Genomic DNA, 20,201 nt, shown 5'->3' with positions numbered 1-20,201 from the left:
TGTCGGCGCTGGTGAATTTGATGCAGTTCGTGGTCATTGCTCTTCTCCTTGTTTGCGTTGCAATGATGGTCACCTTGCAGCTGGCCAAGGCCCGGGCACACCGAAGGCGAAGCGTAGCGGAGAGGGGCAGGTGCCGGTCTTTTTGCTCCGCGAGGAATGACCCGCAGGGTCAGGGGAAAAAGATCGGCGGCAACCTTTGTGGACGGGACGACAGCTGCGACCAGCATGTCATGCAACTCAGACAAAGGGAGAAGTGCGTTGGCCGCTAAGGAAGGATGGTGAACAGCCGTCAAAGATGCCAGAGGGCGCATGTTGATGCATGGATCATAGCTGGAGCAGGCATTTTCGGATCCATGTCACTTGCCAGATTCCCGACGCACCCACCTTGCGACGACAGCGAAAACTTGCTGTGACAAAGAAGTGCTACCGGGGGTATCGTAAGAGCGAAATTTTGGACCAAATCGTTTTCGGGCACAGACAAACTAAGCCGAAGTACAAGAAGTGAGGCAAAATAGCTTTGGAACTAGAAGAACTCGCAAAGCAGTGCCAAAACTGTGCACAGCATAGCCCAGTGATAGTCTTGGGCAGCGGGGCCTCGATACCGCATGGCATTCGTGGCATGGGGGATTTGGCCGTTTGGCTCCGCGATAATGTACAGGCCGACGATGGACCGGAAGTCGATGCCTGGACACTTGTTAGAACAGCCTTGGCCGCTGGAGATCATTTAGAAGCAGCACTAGAAAACAAGCCTCTACCCGACTCCTTGGTTGTCAAGATTGTCCGAAGTACCTGGGACTTCATCGCTCAGGGCGATTATAGCCTGCTCAAATCAGCTATAAAGACCGAGACCATTTTTCCGCTCCGCACCCTATTCACAGGTTTATTCCGAAGTACAAACCGCAATATCCATGTCGTAACAACAAACTACGACCGCGTTGCAGAGTATGCAGCCGATTCAGGCGGCTACATCCACAACACGGGTTTCCTTCCGGGCTATCTGCGACGGGCCGATGGGGCGGAGAATCTGATTTTCAAACAAGGGGCCAATTTGGCGCGGACGGTCACAGTCTGGAAAGTCCACGGGTCTCTTGATTGGTTTTCAGACCCGCATGGGGGTGTGATGTCGCTACCGATGACGAGCGAGTTGCCCGATGGTTTGGTTCCGTTGATCGTCACGCCAGGTGTAAGCAAATATCAGCGGACGCACGACGAGCCCTTTCGGAGCGCGATACAGGGCGCCGATCGTGTGTTGAGTGCCGCGACCGCATTCATTTGCATAGGATACGGGTTCCGCGACGGCCATATCCATCCGAAGCTGATGACGCGTTGTCGTGTGCATGACGTTCCCATCCTTGTCGCAGCGCGCACCTTAACGCCCGAAGCCAAGGATTTTCTCAAGAACAACGCCGGGCGTCACTACCTCGCGCTCGAGAACCACGATGAGGGGACGATGGTTTACAACCGTGACAGCCCAGACGGTATTGTTGTTATCGGGGGCAAATATTGGGAGTTGCCTGCATTGAACGAATTGATTGGGTTTTAGGAGGAAGAGTTGGGCATACTTGATTTCAACGATGATGAAAGTCTCGGCAAAATTATTGCCGTCGATACTGCCACTGTGACGGTGCGAGTCGATGAACTTGAACGCCTCAAACGGATTCAGGTCAATCGGTTGACCGCGATCAGAAGCTCGAAAGCCGGGCAGCACTTAATCGGGATAGTTTCGCGCATCACACGCAAAGCAGGTGACGAAACTGCAATAGACGGGTCTGAGGAGGATCCGGAAGCCGCGCTCCCCGAAAACAACCTCGTTCGGGTCGCTCTGATTGGAACACTCGTAGACAAGGAGGGGCTGAAAGAGAACGTCTTTAAGCGCACCCTAGAGACTGTGCCCGAAATCGATGCGGATTGCTTTTCCTTGGAAGGTCAGCGCCTGACAGACTTCATGCAGGTCATTTCGCAGGTTTCCGGCGACGGCCCGCAGCTTGATCTTGGTCGCTATGCTTTGGACGAGGACGCGCGGGCCTTCTTGAACGGCAACCGTCTGTTCCAACGTCATGCCATCGTGGTCGGTAGCACTGGCAGCGGCAAATCGTACACAACTGCGCGGCTCCTAGACCAGATTGCCGGTCTTCCACAAGCCAACGTAATCTTGTTCGATATCCATGGTGAGTACCAGACCCTCGATAGCGACGAGTTTCGGCATCTACGCATCGCTGGGCCGGGGGACATTGGACACGATCGCCGACTGGCCGACGGTGTTCTACATCTACCGTTCTGGCTTCTCGGCTATGAGGCATTGGTCGCTTTGTTTGTAGATCGGTCCGATCAGAACGCTCCGAACCAAGCCATGCTCATGACGCGCTGTATCACCGATGCGAAGCGCGCAATGCTTGATCCGGGAAAACACGCCGACATTCTTGCAAATTTCACTATCGATAGCCCCGTGCCTTTCGATATCGACAGTGTCCACAAGCAACTATCTGACTTGAACGAACAAATGGTTCCGGGCGCTAACAACAAGGATAAGCAAGGACCATACTTCGACAAGCTCAGCCGCTTAATCGCGCGATTTGAAGCCAAACGAAATGATCGCAGGCTTGGGTTCATATTTCAGCCGCCAGCAGCCTGTATGGATATGGCCTGGCTGTCGGAGGTAACGCATTTCCTGATAGGCGGGCGCGGATCGCAAGCTGATGGCAAGGGTGGGATCAAGATCATCAATTTCTCGGAAGTGCCGTCCGACATCCTGCCGCTCATGGTCAGCTTGATTGCTCGGCTGATATTCACAGTCAGCCAGTGGACGCCACCAGACAACCGTCATCCCATCGCATTGTTCTGCGATGAGGCACATCTGTATATCCCGGAGCGTGCATCGTCAGAGTCAGCCGATGAGATCTCTGTCGGGATTTTCGAGAGGATCGCCAAAGAAGGCAGGAAATACGGTGTTGGACTAGTGGTTATCAGCCAAAGACCATCCGAAGTGAACCGCACCGTTCTGAGCCAGTGCAACAATGTCATTGCGATGCGGCTGACCAACGGCGACGATCAATCCGTGATCAAACGGTTGCTGCCTGACAGCCTCGGCGGGTTTGGTGATCTTCTACCGGTCCTCGACATCGGTGAGGCATTGGTGGTCGGCGATGCGAGCTTGCTTCCGACGCGAGTTGTGGTGTCCGAGCCGCGCTTCAAGCCCAATAGCGCGACAGTCAATTTCTGGGATCGTTGGAGTGACGCGGCACCAGTTGCGGGAACGGAAGATGCCGTCCTTTCTTGGCGGAGACAAAGCAATCACTAGCCCTAGGAGCGATGAAAACAGTCAACGAGTATTGCCGCACATATTATGCTGGGACGATTCTACCGACCATCGCGGTAAGAGTATCGGGCGCAAGCTTGGAAGAAATTGCATCCAACTCCAAGAGGGGCTGCGACAGGTAAGGATGAAACTTCTCCGACATTAAATTCCCAGCTCCAGCGAACAGATCGACAGGTTCGCCAGATCGAATGTGCGCTAGTACCGTTTGAAGATCGGGGGTTTCGTCCCCGGCCTCCACCATCAGAAACCCGTCATGCAGTTCGACCGAAAACCCCTCACTTCTCAGTGCTAGCGCGAGGGTTGATGTCTTCACAGTACCGACCCGCGTCGCAATGACTGATGTATGCTCGCCAATGGTGTGTAGGTTATTGGCCCTAAACCCCAGCTGTTCATAGTGAGCACGCGCTTCCTCGAGCATCATCAAAGAGACTGTATCCATGTAAGCTGGGCTGGAATCCCCCTCGAGCACGGCGAACATTCGGTCGATCACTTTGTCATGAATGTCCCCCGCATCGCCGCCGAAGACGGGCGGCACACCAGCCTTCGCGGGTTTGACGACGATGACCTTTTCACGATCATGGATTTCTTGAACAACCCAACGTCGCCCAGAGAATATTAATAGCATCCCAGGGGCAAGAACATTATCGATCGGCAGGGTTCCAAGGTCCCGCCCCTCTGCGACCAACCGGAATTCCTCAGGCGTCTGAAACACCGCATAGAAGCTGTAATGCTCAACCAGTTTTTCGCCCGCGGGTCCCAAAAGCAACAGCCCGCTGCCGACCTGTTCGATCAAGCCGGTTTCTGGGTGGCCGATTGCACGCAACACATCTGCGAAGACTTCGGTTGTGACCTTCCGAAAGGGGCCTTCGCGGCAGAGCACATTGTAGACCACGCTTGCAGACGCACCGCCGCGCTGCGCTATGACTGACAGTATCTGGTGGACGAGCGTCGAGAGATGAAGCGCCTGAGGTTTTGGAGGTTCGCACCAGCCTTCCAGCAGCAAGTCTATCATCGCGATGGACCTGATCAGGCCGAGGCGAAGACGATCCACGAAACTGCTCTCCGGCGTCAACTTGGCTTCGACAGCATACTGCCTGAGAATGGCCGGCTGTCCTTCACGCCGGCCTGATCGGCCAAGCCGTTGTCGCAACGCGGCGACGCTGAATGGCGCACCGATTTGAGCCACGCAGGTCACGTCACCGATGTCGATTCCAAGCTCGAGCGTCGATGTGCAAACGGCTGTCGTCGGTTTCGCAGGGTCCTTCAAGCGCCGCTCAACGAAGTCACGGTGTTCTCGGGAGAGGCTCGCGTGGTGGGGATAGAATTCCTGTGGCAGGTGCTCCCGTTCGCAAAGCTCCCGCAACCGATCTGCGTAAATCTCGACCCGTTGACGCGCTCCGGCGAAGACCAGGTTGTCGCTGCCTCGAAGGTGTTTGAAAAGATGTGCTGCGATCGCGTCCGTTGCGGATGGGCTGTTTTCATCTTCATCGCCGGAAAGGTAACCGCGAAGCTGAAGCTTCAATTCAGCCTCGCCGCCATCTGCTTCGATCAGCTGGACAGCGTTTGCGGCGTCAGGGCGAAGATAGGCCTTAGCGAGGTCCATGTCGCCTAGCGTAGCTGACAGACCTATCCGACGGATTGGGCGCTTTATCGCGAGCTCGAGCCGTGTGAGCAGTGAACGAAGCTGGACACCGCGTTCGCTGTCCAGAACTGTGTGCAGCTCGTCGATCACGACCGCCCGTGTCGCCCCAAACAGGCGGGCAATTTCCAAACCGCGACGAATGAAAAGCGCCTCAAGGGACTCTGGGGTTATCAGAAGGATCCCTTTTGGAGATATCAACGCGCGCGTCTTGATGGATTGCGAGACATCTCCGTGCCAGGGAACAACCGGAAGCTCTGCTTCCTGGCAGATGCCCTCCAGCCGCATGGCCTGGTCCGTGATCAGGGCTTTCAGCGGACCGATGTAGAGCAGGTCGAAGCCGGTGCCGCCCGACGGCTCGTCAAGCACCTGTGAAATCAACGGCAGGAACGCCGCCTCGGTCTTTCCGCCCGCCGTAGAAGCTGCAACGATTAAATCGGCATTGGATTCGCAGATCGTCCGGATGGATCGCGCCTGGATGTCGCGAAGTTCGCGCCAACCTTTCTGGCGTATCCATTTCTGCACAGGCCTCGCCAGTTTGTCGAACGCACTGCTCATCGGCGTCAGAGCTTGAAGCTGATCAGATCATCGTCACCGGGGTCTTGGGCACCAGTCGACTCGTCTACCTCGTTCATGTCTTCGCCGAGGTCTTCGGAGACCTCGATCTTTTCGATCAGATCGCTCCACTCGACACCGGGGTTTTGCTCAAGCACGGAAAGCAGGTTCACGAATGCCGTCACCGTATTGCGCGGGGTGCGGAAGTAAGCTTCACCGATCCGGTCCGAACAATGCGCCATGAAGGCCTCGAGCGCGTCGTCCGGCAGAGCACCGGCATCGTCCTGCATGATCCGCCGCACATTGGCCAGAAGAACGAAGAGATCTTCAGGGGTCAGGCTGGCCAGCCGGACAACCGGTCCTGAAAGGTCGACCAATCCGTCCCGCGCGAAGGTGTTCTCGGCCAAACGCGATTGAAGGGCTTCGTAGCTATAGAGCCCTCGACGGGTGTTCATCAGAAACTCCGGGGTTCCACCCATAAGGAATCCGAGGTTCTCGGCGCTACCCTGCAGCACATCGTTCAGGATCCGGAGGATCTGTTCGTAGTTTGCATTGCGGGCCTGCGACGAAGTGAGCTTGTAGAGGTTCACCATCTCGTCGAGGCCGACCAGCAATCCTTTATACCCGGCCTCGCACACGAATGCCGACATCAGCTTCAGATGGTCATAGACACTGGCGTCGTCGATGATCGTTCGCACACCAAGTGCTTTGCGCGCGTCGGTGCGTGTCGCGAACTCGCCGCGCAGCCATCTCAGGGCTGCGGATTTCAACTCGTCGTCGCCGGTCTCATGGCCTTCCCAATATCGACGGATGACTTCGGCGAACTCAAACCCTCCGGTAAGTTCTTCAAAGTGGCCAAGGCGTTCACGAATGACGGTCCCCGTGGGCAAATCCCGTTCTTCAGCATCTCGGTGAGCCTGGCTGACAAATCGCTCCACCACGCTGGCCAATGCCCCGCCATCGGGCTTGGTCCGCGTCGAGAGGTTTCGGGCCATCTCGGCATACAGCCCGCGAGCTTGTCCGCCGGTCGCGTGAATGCGCCGATCTGGCGCTAAATCCGCGAACATCACGACCAGGCCTTTCTCCAGAGCCACGAGGCGGATCAGGTTCATGAAGAACGTCTTGCCCGATCCGTACTCCCCGATGATGAACCGGATCGCCGATCCGCCATCGGATATCCGGTCCATGTCCTTGACGAGCTCTTCAATCTCTCGGACGCGGCCAACCTGAATATGGCGCAAACCGAGTTTGGGCACGACCCCGGCCCGAAGCGCCTGTACGATTGCATCGCGTTCACGTGGTTTCAACTTAGACATCCCTGCCCTCCGCACTCATCTTTTCTTTTACCGCCTCCGCAATTTCCAGAGACACGTCATATCCATCATACTCGTCGAGCAGTGCTTCGTTGTAGGTCTCAAAAGCCCATTCATTCACGACTTCCAAAGCCCCGGATGCCATCAACCCATGCGAGGCGCAGATCGTCTCGAACTCGGTTTCAGACCAATGCTCTCGAGTGACCAGTTCGAGGACAAGGGCGCCGTGTTTCGGGTCAAGCCCTACCAGCTGGCTTTGGCTGGCAGGCGCGGAGGCACCACTTTCTTCCTCTTTGACATCGAAAATCTGACCGAGGACGGACGACACGCGCTCTGTGTCCGAACGAATTGCTGCGATCCGTGAAGCGTCGAGTTTCGGTCCGCTGGCTTTTTCGAGCGCGGGTATCGCTTCGCCCGGGCGACCCGGTTGCGACGCGCGAACAGTGCGTGGACCATCCGCAACTTCGCCAGCATGCAGGTCGGTGTAGGCAAGCGCAGGATCAAGTCCCAAAGCCTTGTAGATTTTCTCGATGCTTGCGACTTCGTCGGAGTGAATAATGCCATCGGCATGTGCTGCACCGACCAGCGCTGCCCGCATAGCGGCTTGGCTGTCTTGGCCCACCTCCTTCAGTTTGCGCCGCAGAAGCGTCATGTCCGGTGGCACGGCCAGGAACCATTCAAGGTTTGCACGCAGCCTGCGGCGTTCCTGATCGCTGAGGGCCGTGGCAGAAACCTGATCTTCCAACGCCCTGCGTTCAGGCTCCGCGATGCGACCATCAGCATGGGCGACTAACGACCCAAGTGCCAATTCGATCAAGGCGCTTCGATAGCTGTCGGAAACGTCCTCCAGTCTTTCGATGGGTTCGCCCAGACGAAACAGCACAACAGGCTCCTCCGTCTTGGGCGACCGGAGCGCAAACCGAGGGTCGGGCGCCAGACCGAAACCGAGGCGCGCGAGCGCGTCGGCGGCTCCTGTCATTTGCCGTTTTCCGATCTTCTCGTTCGTTTCTCCCTCCAGTCGTCCGATCACCTCCTCAAGCGGCACCAATCCCCCGCGATCGACGATATCGCTTGCCCAAGATTTCAAGCGGTCCATTTCCTCTGATGGGAAAGCATCCCAAAGTTCAGAGGGTAGCAAGGCATGCGCTTCCACACTTCCGCGGCCGTCAGGGTTTCGGCCCAGGAAGCGACTGAGCTTGTCGAGGTCGTTCATCACCTCGTCAGCCAGCTCTTGCGCAATCTCGACCGGCTTGCGCAAGCCGGAGATGTCGGGCACGGGTTTGCCATCCACGGTCGGATTGACTGACCCCTGAAACTCGCTGGAGGCGGCGCGATAGGATGCCGTGAGTGATTTCCGGGGTTTTGTCACTTTGAGCCCATCAGGAAAACGCCGATCAAACCGCATACGGAAAAGAGCGACGAACTCGTCACGGCACCGCGTCGCGGGAGTTCTCAGATTTGTTTCCGGATGGCAGATGAACCAACTCAGCAACCAGTCAGCCGTCAGGTTCTCGCCTTTGTCGATCCGAGCTCCGATTGCGTATTTGAGTGAGAACGGAAGTTCCCAGCCCTGCTTCTCGAAAATCGGTTCGATAGCGTCGAGGTCGGTTTCGGCAAGCATCGCAATGTCGAGGAACTCACCCAAATAGCGCCTGACGGAGTGGTTGTCAGGGTAAAGTGAATGCAGCCGCCGAACTTCCTGGACGATATCCTTGGCATCTTCGTTGGACTGATCGACGAAGAAGCGACGCTCCAGCCCGTAGAAGTACAGGAACATGTATCCGGGGTTGTAGGAGGCGTCGTTGCGCCCGCTGGCCAACCAGTCGAGGTAGGTCGCCCGGCACTGAGGTGAGATATCCGCGTATCCGGGCCAGTAAGGCATACCTTCACCAGCTTTGTCGGCTCCAGAGCGCGCGACAGACAGAGACGGATCGATATAGGCTCGGCACTTGTCACGATACCCGTAGGTGTTCAGCAAGGGAGCCGTGCCGACATAGACCATCCCGCCGATGTTGCGGCCGGCGACGCTAGCTGTTTCATAAGACGGGACCCACCCGCTTTTCGATGATCGGACCGATGCGCTCGATGCCACTCGCGAGGGCTGATTTCGTTCAGCGGCCGCGGCAAGTGCCGGCGCCGCAGACTTTCCAGCCCGAACGATTTCAGCGTAGTCCTGCTTTGGTGGGGAGTAAGCCTGCACGGCAGCCGGCTGTTTGGACGCGTTGGCTTCGCGAGTTCGTTCGCGCTCACGCTCGATACGCTTGTCGTAGGCACTTGGGCGCGGCACCGGCTCAGGTCGGGGGGGTAGATTTTCGGAACTCCCCTCAGCTTGCGCCTTTGCAGCGACTTTCCGCGATCTCCGTTTTTCTTGCCACCAGACCAGAATGACGGGAACACCAAATGCAAACAACATCTGGCCGCCAATCGGCCAACCCTGAAGCATTGTGGTCACCACGACCATACATAAGAAAAAATACAGGACGAGAAAGAATGTAATTCGGAAAAACTTGATTATTGAAGACATTATCGGAACCCTCTCCGAACCACACTATTTTGCACAGCCATCTTTGCAACGACTAACGTCATGGTTGAAGCACTTCCCATGCTTTATGCTTGATTGGGCCGATGGCCACATACATCTGTTCGCACCGTTGCGGGCACACCCCTGCCCCAGTGACCGTAACCGGAACGGCCGAGATGAAGCGTTGCCACGACCATGCGACGGCTGGTCGGGCTGGCTCCGGAGGAGACGGCCGGGCCAGCGGCACGTCGCAGGGAGAGGCGGCGTTTCAGCTCGGGGAGGGCGGCTGCGCGCAGCCGACCGAGTAGGGCGCGGTCCTGGCCAAAGGGCGGGAGGGGCCAATGTTCCCCTTGAATGCTTCAACTTAAGAATCAAAAGTTACTTCAACGGCAGGGCCATTGAGACAGGCGGAACACACTTTGATTGAGCTGAAAATCGAACTGGTTGGCATCAAACCACCCATCTGGCGCCGTATCGTCGTGCCGAATGACATCAGCTTGGACATCCTGCATTCCGTTCTCCAGGGCGCTATGCCTTGGCAAGACTATCATTTGCATGAGTTCGAGATTGGCGAAGACAGGTTCGAGGCCCGCGACGAAAGTGACGACAGCTGGGACCCTACCGATGGGCGGAAGGACGAGAAGAGGTTTACTCTTGGAAAGCTGGTCAAGAAAGGCAGTCAGTTCACATACACTTATGATTTCGGCGATGGCTGGCGGCATCTCGTCACCGTTGAGAAGTTTAGCAAACCAACCGGAAGACCAGATCTGGACTTTCCCGCCTGTGTTGACGGAGAGCGAGCCTGCCCGCCAGAGGACTGTGGAGGACCCTACTCTTACGAAGAGTTTCTCGACGCGCTGACCGACAAACACCACCCGGAACATCGCGATACAAAGCAATGGGCGGGCGCGTTCGAACCGGAAGTGTTCAGCGTGCAGCAAGCCAATGCTGCCGTCGGTGCGATGTTTGTATGGGCAAAAGAACGCCACAATCGAAAGTGAAACCTGACTCTGGTTTGGCGCAGCGGCTTCGACAGGGGCACATAGCTTCGACTGTTCGATCCGAATGGCCGGATGTCTTCTCAGCCCTCCGAGGGCATCCACGCCCTGCTTTGCTGGTGAGCTTCAGAGCTGACAACCACCAGTCTCTTTGAAAATTCCAGAATTTGTCGATCCTTGACGGACTATCTCACAGGTTATCACAGAAACAAGTGGCGGCATCTTTAAAAATACATCATTATGTCGCCCATGAGTGGACAAGAACACGAAAAACTAAAGAGTCTTCTTGAGGCTGTCCCCACGGGGTTCCTCGTGGACTCCGCCTGGCTGGAGCACCACGGGATAGGTCGGCGTTCGTCCTACGGCTATGTGCAACGCGGCTGGCTAGAACGCCTAGGACGCGGAGTGTTCCGCCGTCCCGCACCAAGCAGCGCCACCACGAATACGCTCGACTGGAAGACCAGCCTGCTCTCGCTCCAGCACATCATGCACTACCCTGTCCATATCGGGGGGGCGACGGCATTGGGCCTGCAAGGCTATGCGCACTACCTCTCACTCGGCGACAAGAGCACAGTCTGGCTCTACGGCTCAAAAATCCCCAACTGGCTCGAAAAACTGCCGCTCAACACCGAACTCCGCACACGCAGCGTATCGCTGTTCTCCGATCCAGAGTTGGGTGTCAATGACGCGCGAAATAATCTCAACGAGACAGCATCGTCCCTGCCATGGGACTGGAAACTGGTGATGTCCTCGCCGGAACGCGCCATCCTCGAAGCGCTTGACGAGTTGCCGGATCAGGAGAGCTTTCACAACCTCGACATGGTGTTCGAAAGCCTGACGACGTTGCGCCCAAGAACCCTCTCGGCACTGCTCAGAAGTTGCAAGAAGATCAAGGTCAAACGCCTGTTCTTCGTGTTCGCCGACCGCCACGACCATGCCTGGCGCAAGCGTCTCGATCCGGAAGACTTCGACCTCGGCAGCGGGGATCGCGCATTGGTCAAAGGCGGCAAGATACATCCACGCTACAGGATCATGGTGCCCGAAGAGTTTGTAAGAAAGGAACGTGGTGATGGCGCGTGAAGACTATGCCGCCCAAGTGGCCCTGCTCGTACGGGTACTTCCATATGTGGCGAAGGAGGAGATATTTGCGCTCAAGGGCGGGACGGCCATCAACCTCTTCTATCGCGACCTTCCGCGCCTCTCGGTCGATATCGATCTGACCTATCTGCCTGTCAAGGACCGCGCCGACAGCCTCGTCGAGATCAACGACGCGATGGACCGGATTACCGCCGCCATCGAAGGCGGCATCGCCGGCGCCAAAGCGCAGCGAATTGCCGGCGGTGGCGGCGGCGCCACGCGTGCGCTCGCCCGCCTCGGCACAGCCGAAATCAAAATCGAAACCTCCCCCGTTACCCGGGGCGTCGTGCATGATCCGGAACAACGCGAAGTCTCCGAAGCCGTCGAGGAGGCGTTCGGATATGCGACGATGAACATCGTCTCCTTCGAGGATTTGTTCGGCGGCAAGCTACATGCGGCCCTAGATCGCCAGCACCCGCGAGACCTCTACGACGTTAAACTGCTCTACGAGAACGAAGGGTTTACCGACGAGTTGTTCCGCACGTTTCTGATCTACCTCGCGAGTTCACCACGCCCGCCGCACGAACTGCTGAATCCAAACCTGATCGATCTAGATCAGCCCTACGCGCGGGAATTCGAGGGCATGACGAAGGAAGCAGTCGACCTAACGGAATTGGTCTCAACGCGCGACCGCCTGATCGGTGATATCCAATCCCGCTTGGATGAGGGCGCGAAGAGGTTTCTGAGAACCCTGCATGACGGCGATCCAGACTTCGACGCGATCGACCGCCCTCAAGCGGCCGAGCTTCCAGCGGTCCGATGGAAGCTCATCAACGTGAACAAGCTGAAAGCAGAAAACCCCAAGAAGCATGCCGCCCAAGGGGAAGAGTTGGAGAAGCTCCTCGGCTGAAGATGGACCAGAGATGACTGATTTCGAGAACGACCCCGACTACGAAGAATGCCTTGTGACCTTTTTTGATGTCCTCGGTTTCAGGAACCTCCTGCACACGCGAAGCGGTGCAGAGATCAGGCACTTGCTTTCGATGTTTCGCAGGGTGTCCGAAGGGGATGCCACGCCGCCCACCCGCTCCGACGAGATGCGGATGATCAGCGAAGTCCATGCAGAGATCGTGTCTGACGCGATCGTAAGAACCAGAACCATTGAAACTCAGTACCAGGCTGGCCCTTTGGTCTGGGAACTCATCGATCTGCTGCACATCCAGATCGAATGCGTGGCGAACGGCATAATGGTGCGCGGCGCGATGACCATCGGCCCTATGCATCTCGGCATCGACTTCAGTGGTCCGGTGTTTGGGCCTGCCCTCGTTCAGGCTTATTTCATGGAAGAAGGCGAGGTCATCTTCCCGCGCATTGCGATCCATGAAGATGTCATCGAACGCCACCGACAGGACCAAACGCTTTGGCGGGAAGGACATTCCTATGAGGATGAAGAGCGTCACCTGAACAACCTCCTGCGCCAGGACGAGTCAGGCCTCCACTACATCGACTATCTTCGCGCCAGTCTGAGCGAGCTCGACGGCGAATACGCCGGCTGGATCGAGTTTCTGGGTAGGCACAAAACGTTGGTGGAGAGCGGTCTCGCCGACAGTCCCAACGCGACGGTGCGGCGCAAATACAGCTGGCTCAAGAACTACCACAACGCAGTCATCGACGAGAACATAGCAAACCTGGAACCGGGCGCGATGACCGAGGATGGGGACCCTTGGGAAGCTCTGTTCAGAGGGCTCAGGATCGAAGCCTGAGTTCTCTCAACAAGTCACAACTGAGAGCGTCACGAAATGTCCACGACATGCCTCACCGTTTGGCCAATACGGGGATCGCCAGCCCGCAACCATTCCTATGACCCGCCATCCAGACCTGCGTCCTCCAACTGCTCCCGCTCTGGCAGATCCGCGAGAGTCTCCAGATCAAATGCAACAAGGAACTGCTCGGTCGTCACAAATGTGTATGGCGCACCGCGGCGCGGCGATCGTGGCCCGGTCCCGATCAAGTCGCGCGCATGCAGCCGACCGATCAGGTCGCGGCTGATCTCCTTGCCGAAGATGTCCTTGAGCCCGTCGCGCGTGATCGGCTGGTGATAGGCGATGGCGGCCAAGACCGCGACGTCGAATTCACTCAGGTCGAGTAGCTGATCCTCGACATCCGCGGCGACCCGGATCGCGGGAGCGTAGGCCGCCCGCGTCCGAAACATCCAGCCGCCAGAGACCTGGGCGATCTCGAAGGCCCGCCCTTCCAGATCGGCGACGAGATCCTCGACCAACAGATCCACCGAGACCCCCTGCCCCACCACGCGCGCCAGGTCTTCGCGCGGCACCGGCGAGGCCGAGGCAAACAGCACCGCCTCGATCCGGCGCATCCATTCCCGCCAGCGCAGCTCAGGCGGCAGGTCGGCCAACTCACGGTCCAGGTCCGGCTCTGAACGATCCTTCGCCATCGCTACACCCCGTAGAGCCGAAACGTGTCTCGCCCTGTCAGCTCGCGCACCGCGCCGAGATCGACCAGTCGGTCGCAAAGCCGCCGCGCGGCGCGATCCGACAAGGGCAAGGCCAAAGGTGCCACGGCATCGCGGGTGAGGAACATCTCGACAGCGGCATCCGCTCCCTTGGCGCGAAGCTTTGGCGCAACGGCCTTTAGGTGTGCCGCCCGACGCGCGAGGTCGGCGGAGAGACGCACAGCCTCGACCGCCGATAAGATGAGTGCCCGATGACAGACGAGACGCAAATCGTCGCCCTGCTTGCGCAGGTCGGCACGTTTCAGACCCGCGGCCAACAACGGCACGAGATGATCCCAACCGAATGTTTGGGCGAGAGCCGCATCCGCGAGGACCAGCGAAGCTACGTCAGCGCGTGGCGCCTCCGTCAGCACCGCCTCCAGCACCATCGCGGCCCGAGTCACCGGCGCCCCCTTCCCTGCATTGAGCCACATCGCGATCTTGCCCGACTCGAAGGCCGGCAAGGCTCGATCCAGAGCCTTGGTCGACACCGGCCGCTCCACCGCGCGCCGCCAGGCGAGGCAGGTCTCGCCAGCCGGTCCCGGCAGATCGCCAGAACGCAACAAATGCACCGCGTCGCGCAGATCCCCTGCTCTCTCCAGGCGCCCCGAAAACGCGACACAGGCCTCCGCTGCGCGCAGCGCGAGCCGATCCCGCAACAAGGCTTGGGGCACCTCCTCGCGCTCCAGCACAACATGCAGGTGGCTCAGCGCTGCGCCCGACAAAAACGCAACATCTTCAAGGCTTTCAGCCCGCGCTGAGGTGACCCAGGCGGGCATCCGGGGTAATGTGTCGAGGTCGCTGGTGTGATCGAGCCGAGCATATGTCATGCTTGGAGCCTACGTCATCGCGGCGCTTTTCACCAGAAAATAGCGTTAGAACCGCCGCAGCCTGCAAGATCGCGCTATGTCCAATAAGTTTGCATTATCGGACACCAAAGAATATGCTCAGCGACATGTCAGAAAACAACGAGAAATCGATCTCAAAGCCGCCAAATGGGCCTTCGGTCAGCGAGAACAACGAGAGAGATCATCCCAGCAGCGAGGCTTTGAGCCTTCCTTCCTTTGTGGCTGGTTCAGGCACGCTCGATCGGCTGGTGGATACCGCGCGCGACTATGCGCGCGCCGCGGCCTCGGACAATACGCTGAAGGCCTATGCGAAAGACTGGGCGCATTTCGCGCGCTGGTGCCGGATGAAGGGCGCGGAGACTCTGCCCCCGTCGCCCGAAATGATCGGGCTCTACCTTGCGGACCTGGCGTCCGGAGCGGGCCCCTCCCCTGCCCTATCGGTCAGCACCATCGACCGCCGCCTGTCGGGCCTTGCCTGGAACTATGCGCAGCGCGGCTTTGCCCTCGATCGCAAGAACCGCCATATCGCCACCGTGCTGGCCGGGATCAAACGCAAACACGCCCGTCCGCCGGTGCAAAAGGAAGCGATCCTGGCCGATGACATCCTTGCGATGGTGGCCACCCTGCCTTTTGACCTGCGCGGCCTCAGGGATCGCGCGATCCTGCTGCTGGGCTACGCCGGCGGCCTTCGTCGCTCGGAAATCGTCAGCCTCGATGTCCACAAGGACGACACGCCGGACTCGGGCGGCTGGGTTGAAGTGTTCGACAAGGGCACCCTGCTCACCCTCAATGCCAAGACCGGCTGGCGCGAGGTCGAGATCGGCCGCGGCTCCAAGGATCAGACCTGCCCTGTCCATGCGCTCGAACAATGGCTGCACTTCGCCAAGATCGACTTTGGCCCAATCTTTGTCGGCACCTCGCGGGACGGCAAGAAGGCGCTGGAGACACGCCTCAACGACAAACACGTCGCGCGCCTGATCAAGCGCACCGTGCTCGACGCCGGCATCCGGTCGGACCTGCCTGAGAAAGACCGCCTGGCGCTGTTCTCCGGCCATTCGTTGCGCGCCGGTCTCGCCAGCTCCGCCGAAGTCGACGAGCGCTACGTCCAGAAACACCTCGGCCACGCTTCCGCCGAGATGACCCGCCGCTATCAGCGCCGCCGGGACCGGTTCCGGGTGAACCTGACCAAAGCCGCCGGTCTCTGAGCCCCTGCCCTATCACGCCGCCTGCCCACTGAGCCTACCATAGAAGCTGCGCTCGAGATGCAGCTCCCCTGCCCCGGCCTTCTCGACCATGCCCCGCAGATAGCCGCCCGGCGAGGCAACCTCGCCCGCACTGTGCTTCTCGAAGACGAGGGCAAACGCGGCCGTGGCCACCTGGGTGCCCATTCGGTCCTGCGCCACGTTCCAGGCATGCTCAGAGATCCCGATCATCGGCCTGAGTTGACCGGCAACCCGGTGCAGATCGCCCCAATCTTTCAGGAATCCACCCAAATTCCGCGCCCAGGATGCGAATTCCGGACAGGCCTGCATGATTGTCGGCAGATCGAGCGCTGTCCGCTTCTTGCGTACCTCGGCAACCCAGTCTTCCAGCTCCCTATCAACCCGCTCTTCGGGTTGGGCATTAGGCACCACACCCGCCGCTTCCTCTTTTTCAGAGGAATTACTAGTTACAGGATTAAGTTGGTTTGTAATTAGTATATGAGGTTCAGAAATGACCTCCCTGGGGTTCATTTCTTGAGTCTTCTTCGTGACTTGGGCGTGTTTATCATCGGTGTTTTCCACAGGTTTTGTCGCAACAGTCGCCTTAAGATAAGCCGCCTCGACCCGTTCTTGGAGTTCCTTGAACCATGCCAATAGCCGCTCCAACTGCTCTGAAGCTTCATGACGGCGCGGAAGTCGTTCCAGAAGCTCCTCAAAAAGCCCCGTGAATTGCCTCCAGGGCCCACGCAGAGCGCTGCTGAGAGCTGCCTCGATCCGGGCTCGGATCATCCGGCGCGCCACAGTGATCTGGCGCTTCAGGCGTAGGCAGAGCTCGCGTTCAGCCTGCAACTCAGCATGAAGCTCCTCGAACTCCTCGACACGGGCTGAGAGCGGCGACAGATCGAAGCCATAGGCCTCGACGATGCGGCCATCGACGTCTCTGCGGCCCCACCGCTTGCCATTGGGGCTATCCTGGAAGGAGATCACGCCGATCTCAGCAAGGCGCCGCGCGTGGCGCTTGAGGGCAGACAGCGAAAAACCCGTTTGCTCCATCAGATAGGCGTTCGACGCCCAGACGATCGGACGCTGCCCCTCCTCCCAGTCCTGGGCCTGGGTAAAGGCCCCGAGCGTGTCGAGGAGCAACATGTCTCCGGCCTTCAAGCCGATATGTGCCCCCACGCGCTTAAGTGCCACGAATGCCCGTGTTTTGGGTACTGCTACCCGTTCACCGGCTTGGGCAAGTTGCTCAGCAACCCCAAGACCCGGTGTCGGCTTGCGCCAACCTGTATGTTTCATGCCTGTATCTCACCTCCGTTTATGTGGAGGCAAAAGAAAGCCGTTCGCTCAGGAGCGTTCGTCGTTGACAGTGAATCCTGCGAGACTTATCTTGAAGGTGACCAAACCATTAAGATCAGCTCTCAGGCCACACCGCTTGGGGGCTTTTCTTTTGCCTTTATTTCGATTGTCGTTCCTTTTTGCTCCTTGCCTCGTCGTTCTGGAGGATATGTCGCTGACATTGTCGTCAGTCGGTTTCCTTCCCCGAACCTTCGGCGCTCAAGTAGTCGGCGACTAAATCTCCGAGCTTCTCGAGACGCTCTTGGTCTATCGGCACACCTGCAACCTTGATGGATAGGTTTCCATCGACTGAAGTCGCCGAAAGATTTCGGTTGCCCACCTTGCGTTTGACCGTGAGCTTTCTGGGCTTTGCCTTCGGTTTGAGCTTGGGTTTGTTCACCCTCTCCAAGCTCGCTAAGGCTCCCTGCAAATCACGAAAGCTCATGTCGTAGACATTCTTGAACGCGTTCAAGATCTGATCCTGCGCAGCGAAAACAGACCTCGCTCGTGAGACTAGGCTCTCATGCACGCCAATTTTCTTTGCGAAGGCCACAGCTGTCAGCTTGTCTGCCCCAGAAGCCAACGTTTCATACATTTCACCAATCGAAACCAAACGCTCAAATGGGCTAAGATTCTCGCGCTCCTCATTCTCGCGGAACCGCAGAAACAACATCTCAAACTTGCTGTTCTCGGCGTTTCGCGCTTCCGGCGAAGCGAGGATTGCACGAAGAGGTAAACCCAACTCCGACGCGGCCGCCAGTCGGCGGCGTCCTGTAAGCATGACAAATGGAACACCAGTGACGTTCGACGGCTCCAACGGATCCGGCTCCCAATCCGGATCCTCGGGCCACACCAGAATGGGTGTGTCCTGCCCGTTCGAGGCAATGCTGTTTACCAGAGACCTGAATGCTTCCTGGGACATCCAGTCTTGACGGCGGTCTGTCCCCATCGGATCTGATATCTGGTCTGGCGACAGGCTTATTTCGTGGCGGCCGTTTAAGATATCCGAACAAAGCTCAGCTCTGCTTCGCTCCACAGCGGCTTGCGATTGCGCAAGCGCCCCTGATTTCCAAGCACTGCCGGCCCCCTTGAAAGGAGTAGAAACAGCGTCGCCCGTTTCTGCCCGGCCTTCGGGACCGGGCGTGCGCTCCTTGGATGTGTCGGGACTAGTAGCCTTGCTGACCAGCGACCTTGGAATACTGCGTTTCATGCTTCACCCTCGCCGTCATCTTCATAGAACTCGTCCATCCATGTATTGGCATAACCGCGTTCGAAGCCCGGCCAGAGTCGCGATACTATGGCGTCGTTAACCGCATCGGCATTCGTGATGAACCGGTTGATCCCCTTGCGTTTTCCCGGCGTGTCCGGCTCATATTCGTATACGGATTGATAGACGTCCGACGCATTCGAGATTGCGTCGGAACGCAGATAAAACACCGGCAGAATTTCCGTGGGGCAGTGTTCCAGCAGGTTTCCGATGTGGTTTAGATCCTGCGCATTGGATCGTTGGACGATCGTCGGCAACAGCATGTTGGCACCAGTTCCTATTTCGATCCGTTCATGGGCCAGAATATGCTGAAGCATCCCCAGCAGGCCGGTCACAAAGGTCGACAGCGTTGCGATGTCAAACCCCTTCATGGTTTGCGGGATGACCAGCGAAGTCGACGCAATCACGTTATTCAGCTGGAAAAGTGTCAACGCAGGCTGATAGTCGATGATGATGACATCGAGGGTCTCGGTCAGCGCAGCGTTCAGTCGCTGCTGATCGACCTTGCCCTCGACTACCAATTCGTTGGGCAGCGTTTTTGGCGGGTGGCCCGCTTTCCAGCGATCAAGGGCATCGCGCAGGTAGCGATAGAAGCTCTTTCCGGCGGGGGCCTCTCGCACAAGGCGCGCAATCTGGATCTCTCCCTCAGACGTTTCGCCATGTGCCGGCAGCAGACGCAGCCCCGGCCAGGAGGTCTTTAGAAAGAAGCTGTCGAGCGTCTGCGCATCGTGATCAGTGTATGGCGCATCTTCCGACTGGAAGAGGCCGGCAAAGTCCACCATGGAGGCGGTGTTTTCGTCGGGCATCTGGGGAAGACCTTCACCCCCGACAAAGTAGAGCGTTATCGTGCTTTGCGGGTCTGCATCCATGACACCAACGCGCATGCCGTAATGCAAGCTGAGATACTGCGCAAAATGCGCGGCGCTCAGGCTCTTAGCCGTGCCCCCTTTCTGGCTGGCAAACGAGATGACGGGTAAGGGGGCGTCGGGTTTGCGCCAGGCTAGGTAGTCGTAGGGCCGCTTTGCCGAGGCCGCCAGAAGGGCCCGCATGTGCATCAATTCGGAAAGCGTGAAAACACGCTCTCTTCCAACATATTCGCCCGCGGGAAAGTCGTCGCTCGAATTGGCGAACTTGGTTAGATACTGAATACTGACGTTCATAAACCTTGCGCACTGGCGCATTGACCACGTGCGCTTGATGCGCTGACGCAAGGTGAGTTCCTTGTTCACTGCCACCATCGTGCGCTCAAGCCCACGTGACAGGTCCGTCAAAAACTGTTCTAGACTACCGCTCATTCCTAAGCCCTGACTTCGGTTGGGTCCGAGTTCGACTCGATTCTGCTTCTATGGTAGCACGGTTTTGGAGGAAAAATAAAGATACCACGCGCCTATGAGTTTCAGGCGCTTATTTAGAAGCTCCACCACCCCTAAAACTCCAATCTTGAACGCGTTCAAGATTGGAGTCTTGATGGGCCGGTCGGTGGAGAACCGACCGGCCTTAGCCGTCACGCGGCGTCTTTGGGACCCCAGGGGATGACGGCCTGCAGGGACAGATCGTCCTGGTTCGCGGCCTTGCCGAGGTTGGCGTTGAAGCCGTGGTCGCGGATGGTCAGCGTGTA

At 58.1% G+C, this 20,201-nt stretch carries 16 protein-coding genes; 7 read left to right on the top strand and 9 right to left on the bottom strand.

The window, feature by feature from the left end:
- Positions 1 to 227: hypothetical protein (locus tag CLV87_RS24085; RefSeq protein WP_208293365.1), on the bottom strand; the 227-nt coding region annotated here is incomplete at its 3' end.
- Positions 228 to 517: 290 nt separating this feature from the next.
- Between CLV87_RS24085 and CLV87_RS23380 the strand changes: the two genes are divergently transcribed.
- On the top strand, positions 518 to 1,543 hold the full coding sequence (locus CLV87_RS23380) for an SIR2 family protein (RefSeq protein WP_133840910.1): 1,026 nt from the start codon (positions 518 to 520) through the stop codon (positions 1,541 to 1,543).
- Positions 1,544 to 1,552: 9 nt separating this feature from the next.
- Positions 1,553 to 3,298 (top strand): ATP-binding protein, encoded by a 1,746-nt coding sequence (locus CLV87_RS23375; RefSeq protein ID WP_084353831.1) that lies wholly within the window; start codon positions 1,553 to 1,555, stop codon positions 3,296 to 3,298.
- Positions 3,299 to 3,341: 43 nt separating this feature from the next.
- Here CLV87_RS23375 and CLV87_RS23370 read toward each other — a convergent pair whose 3' ends face one another.
- Genes CLV87_RS23370 through CLV87_RS23360 form a run of 3 tightly spaced genes read right to left on the bottom strand, consistent with a single transcriptional unit; the run spans position 3,342 to position 9,347 of the window.
- Positions 3,342 to 5,513, bottom strand: a complete 2,172-nt coding sequence (locus CLV87_RS23370; RefSeq protein WP_084353832.1) for a DEAD/DEAH box helicase — start codon at positions 5,511 to 5,513, stop codon at positions 3,342 to 3,344.
- A gap of 5 nt (positions 5,514 to 5,518) precedes the next feature.
- Positions 5,519 to 6,826, bottom strand: coding sequence for an ATP-binding protein (locus CLV87_RS23365; protein WP_084353833.1), 1,308 nt, complete (start codon positions 6,824 to 6,826; stop codon positions 5,519 to 5,521).
- Entirely contained in the window at positions 6,819 to 9,347 is a 2,529-nt protein-coding gene (locus CLV87_RS23360; RefSeq protein WP_133840909.1) for a tellurite resistance TerB family protein, read from the bottom strand. Before CLV87_RS23360 ends, CLV87_RS23365 begins: the two co-directional genes overlap by 8 nt.
- Positions 9,348 to 9,763: 416 nt before the next feature.
- Here CLV87_RS23360 and CLV87_RS23355 point away from each other — a divergent pair, with 416 nt between their 5' ends.
- The 4 genes from CLV87_RS23355 to CLV87_RS23340 all read left to right on the top strand — a co-directional run bounded on the left by CLV87_RS23355 (position 9,764) and on the right by CLV87_RS23340 (position 13,182).
- The gene (locus tag CLV87_RS23355; RefSeq protein ID WP_235866649.1) at positions 9,764 to 10,345 is read left to right on the top strand and encodes a plasmid pRiA4b ORF-3 family protein; all 582 of its coding nucleotides are present in this window, start codon (positions 9,764 to 9,766) and stop codon (positions 10,343 to 10,345) included.
- Between the two features lie 246 nt (positions 10,346 to 10,591).
- Positions 10,592 to 11,422, top strand: a complete 831-nt coding sequence (locus tag CLV87_RS23350; protein ID WP_084353844.1) for a type IV toxin-antitoxin system AbiEi family antitoxin domain-containing protein — start codon at positions 10,592 to 10,594, stop codon at positions 11,420 to 11,422.
- Positions 11,412 to 12,329, top strand: coding sequence for a nucleotidyl transferase AbiEii/AbiGii toxin family protein (locus CLV87_RS23345; RefSeq protein ID WP_084353836.1), 918 nt, complete (start codon positions 11,412 to 11,414; stop codon positions 12,327 to 12,329). Before CLV87_RS23350 ends, CLV87_RS23345 begins: the two co-directional genes overlap by 11 nt.
- Positions 12,330 to 12,342: 13 nt before the next feature.
- On the top strand, positions 12,343 to 13,182 hold the full coding sequence (locus CLV87_RS23340) for a hypothetical protein (RefSeq protein ID WP_084353837.1): 840 nt from the start codon (positions 12,343 to 12,345) through the stop codon (positions 13,180 to 13,182).
- A gap of 95 nt (positions 13,183 to 13,277) precedes the next feature.
- On the opposite strand, the gene scpB is transcribed toward CLV87_RS23340, so the two are convergent.
- Complete coding sequence (gene scpB, locus CLV87_RS23335) at positions 13,278 to 13,874, bottom strand: SMC-Scp complex subunit ScpB (RefSeq protein WP_133840908.1); 597 nt, start codon at positions 13,872 to 13,874, stop codon at positions 13,278 to 13,280.
- A gap of 2 nt (positions 13,875 to 13,876) precedes the next feature.
- Entirely contained in the window at positions 13,877 to 14,761 is an 885-nt protein-coding gene (locus CLV87_RS23330; protein WP_084353839.1) for a DUF1403 family protein, read from the bottom strand.
- Positions 14,762 to 14,874: 113 nt separating this feature from the next.
- On the opposite strand from CLV87_RS23330, the gene CLV87_RS23325 reads away from it, so the two are divergent.
- A complete protein-coding gene (locus CLV87_RS23325) occupies positions 14,875 to 15,984 on the top strand; it encodes a tyrosine-type recombinase/integrase (RefSeq protein ID WP_008335646.1) in 1,110 nt (369 codons plus the stop codon).
- 12 nt (positions 15,985 to 15,996) lie between these two features.
- Here the strand turns inward: CLV87_RS23325 and repC are convergent, their stop codons facing one another.
- The 3 genes from repC to CLV87_RS23310 form a co-directional block, all read right to left on the bottom strand.
- Positions 15,997 to 17,277 (bottom strand): plasmid replication protein RepC, encoded by a 1,281-nt coding sequence (gene repC, locus CLV87_RS23320; protein WP_081940158.1) that lies wholly within the window; start codon positions 17,275 to 17,277, stop codon positions 15,997 to 15,999.
- A gap of 226 nt (positions 17,278 to 17,503) precedes the next feature.
- The gene (locus tag CLV87_RS23315) at positions 17,504 to 18,526 is read right to left on the bottom strand and encodes a ParB N-terminal domain-containing protein (protein ID WP_037207731.1); all 1,023 of its coding nucleotides are present in this window, start codon (positions 18,524 to 18,526) and stop codon (positions 17,504 to 17,506) included.
- Entirely contained in the window at positions 18,523 to 19,878 is a 1,356-nt protein-coding gene (locus CLV87_RS23310) for a ParA family protein (RefSeq protein ID WP_009804235.1), read from the bottom strand. The genes CLV87_RS23315 and CLV87_RS23310 overlap by 4 nt, the downstream gene beginning before the upstream one ends.
- Positions 19,879 to 20,201 lie beyond the last annotated feature (323 nt).

This window comes from Pelagimonas phthalicica, from assembly GCF_004364805.1.
GTDB lineage: Bacteria > Pseudomonadota > Alphaproteobacteria > Rhodobacterales > Rhodobacteraceae > Pelagimonas > Pelagimonas phthalicica.
Note: the sequence above shows the minus strand (reverse complement) of the source record. Positions and strands in the feature narration are given on the sequence as shown.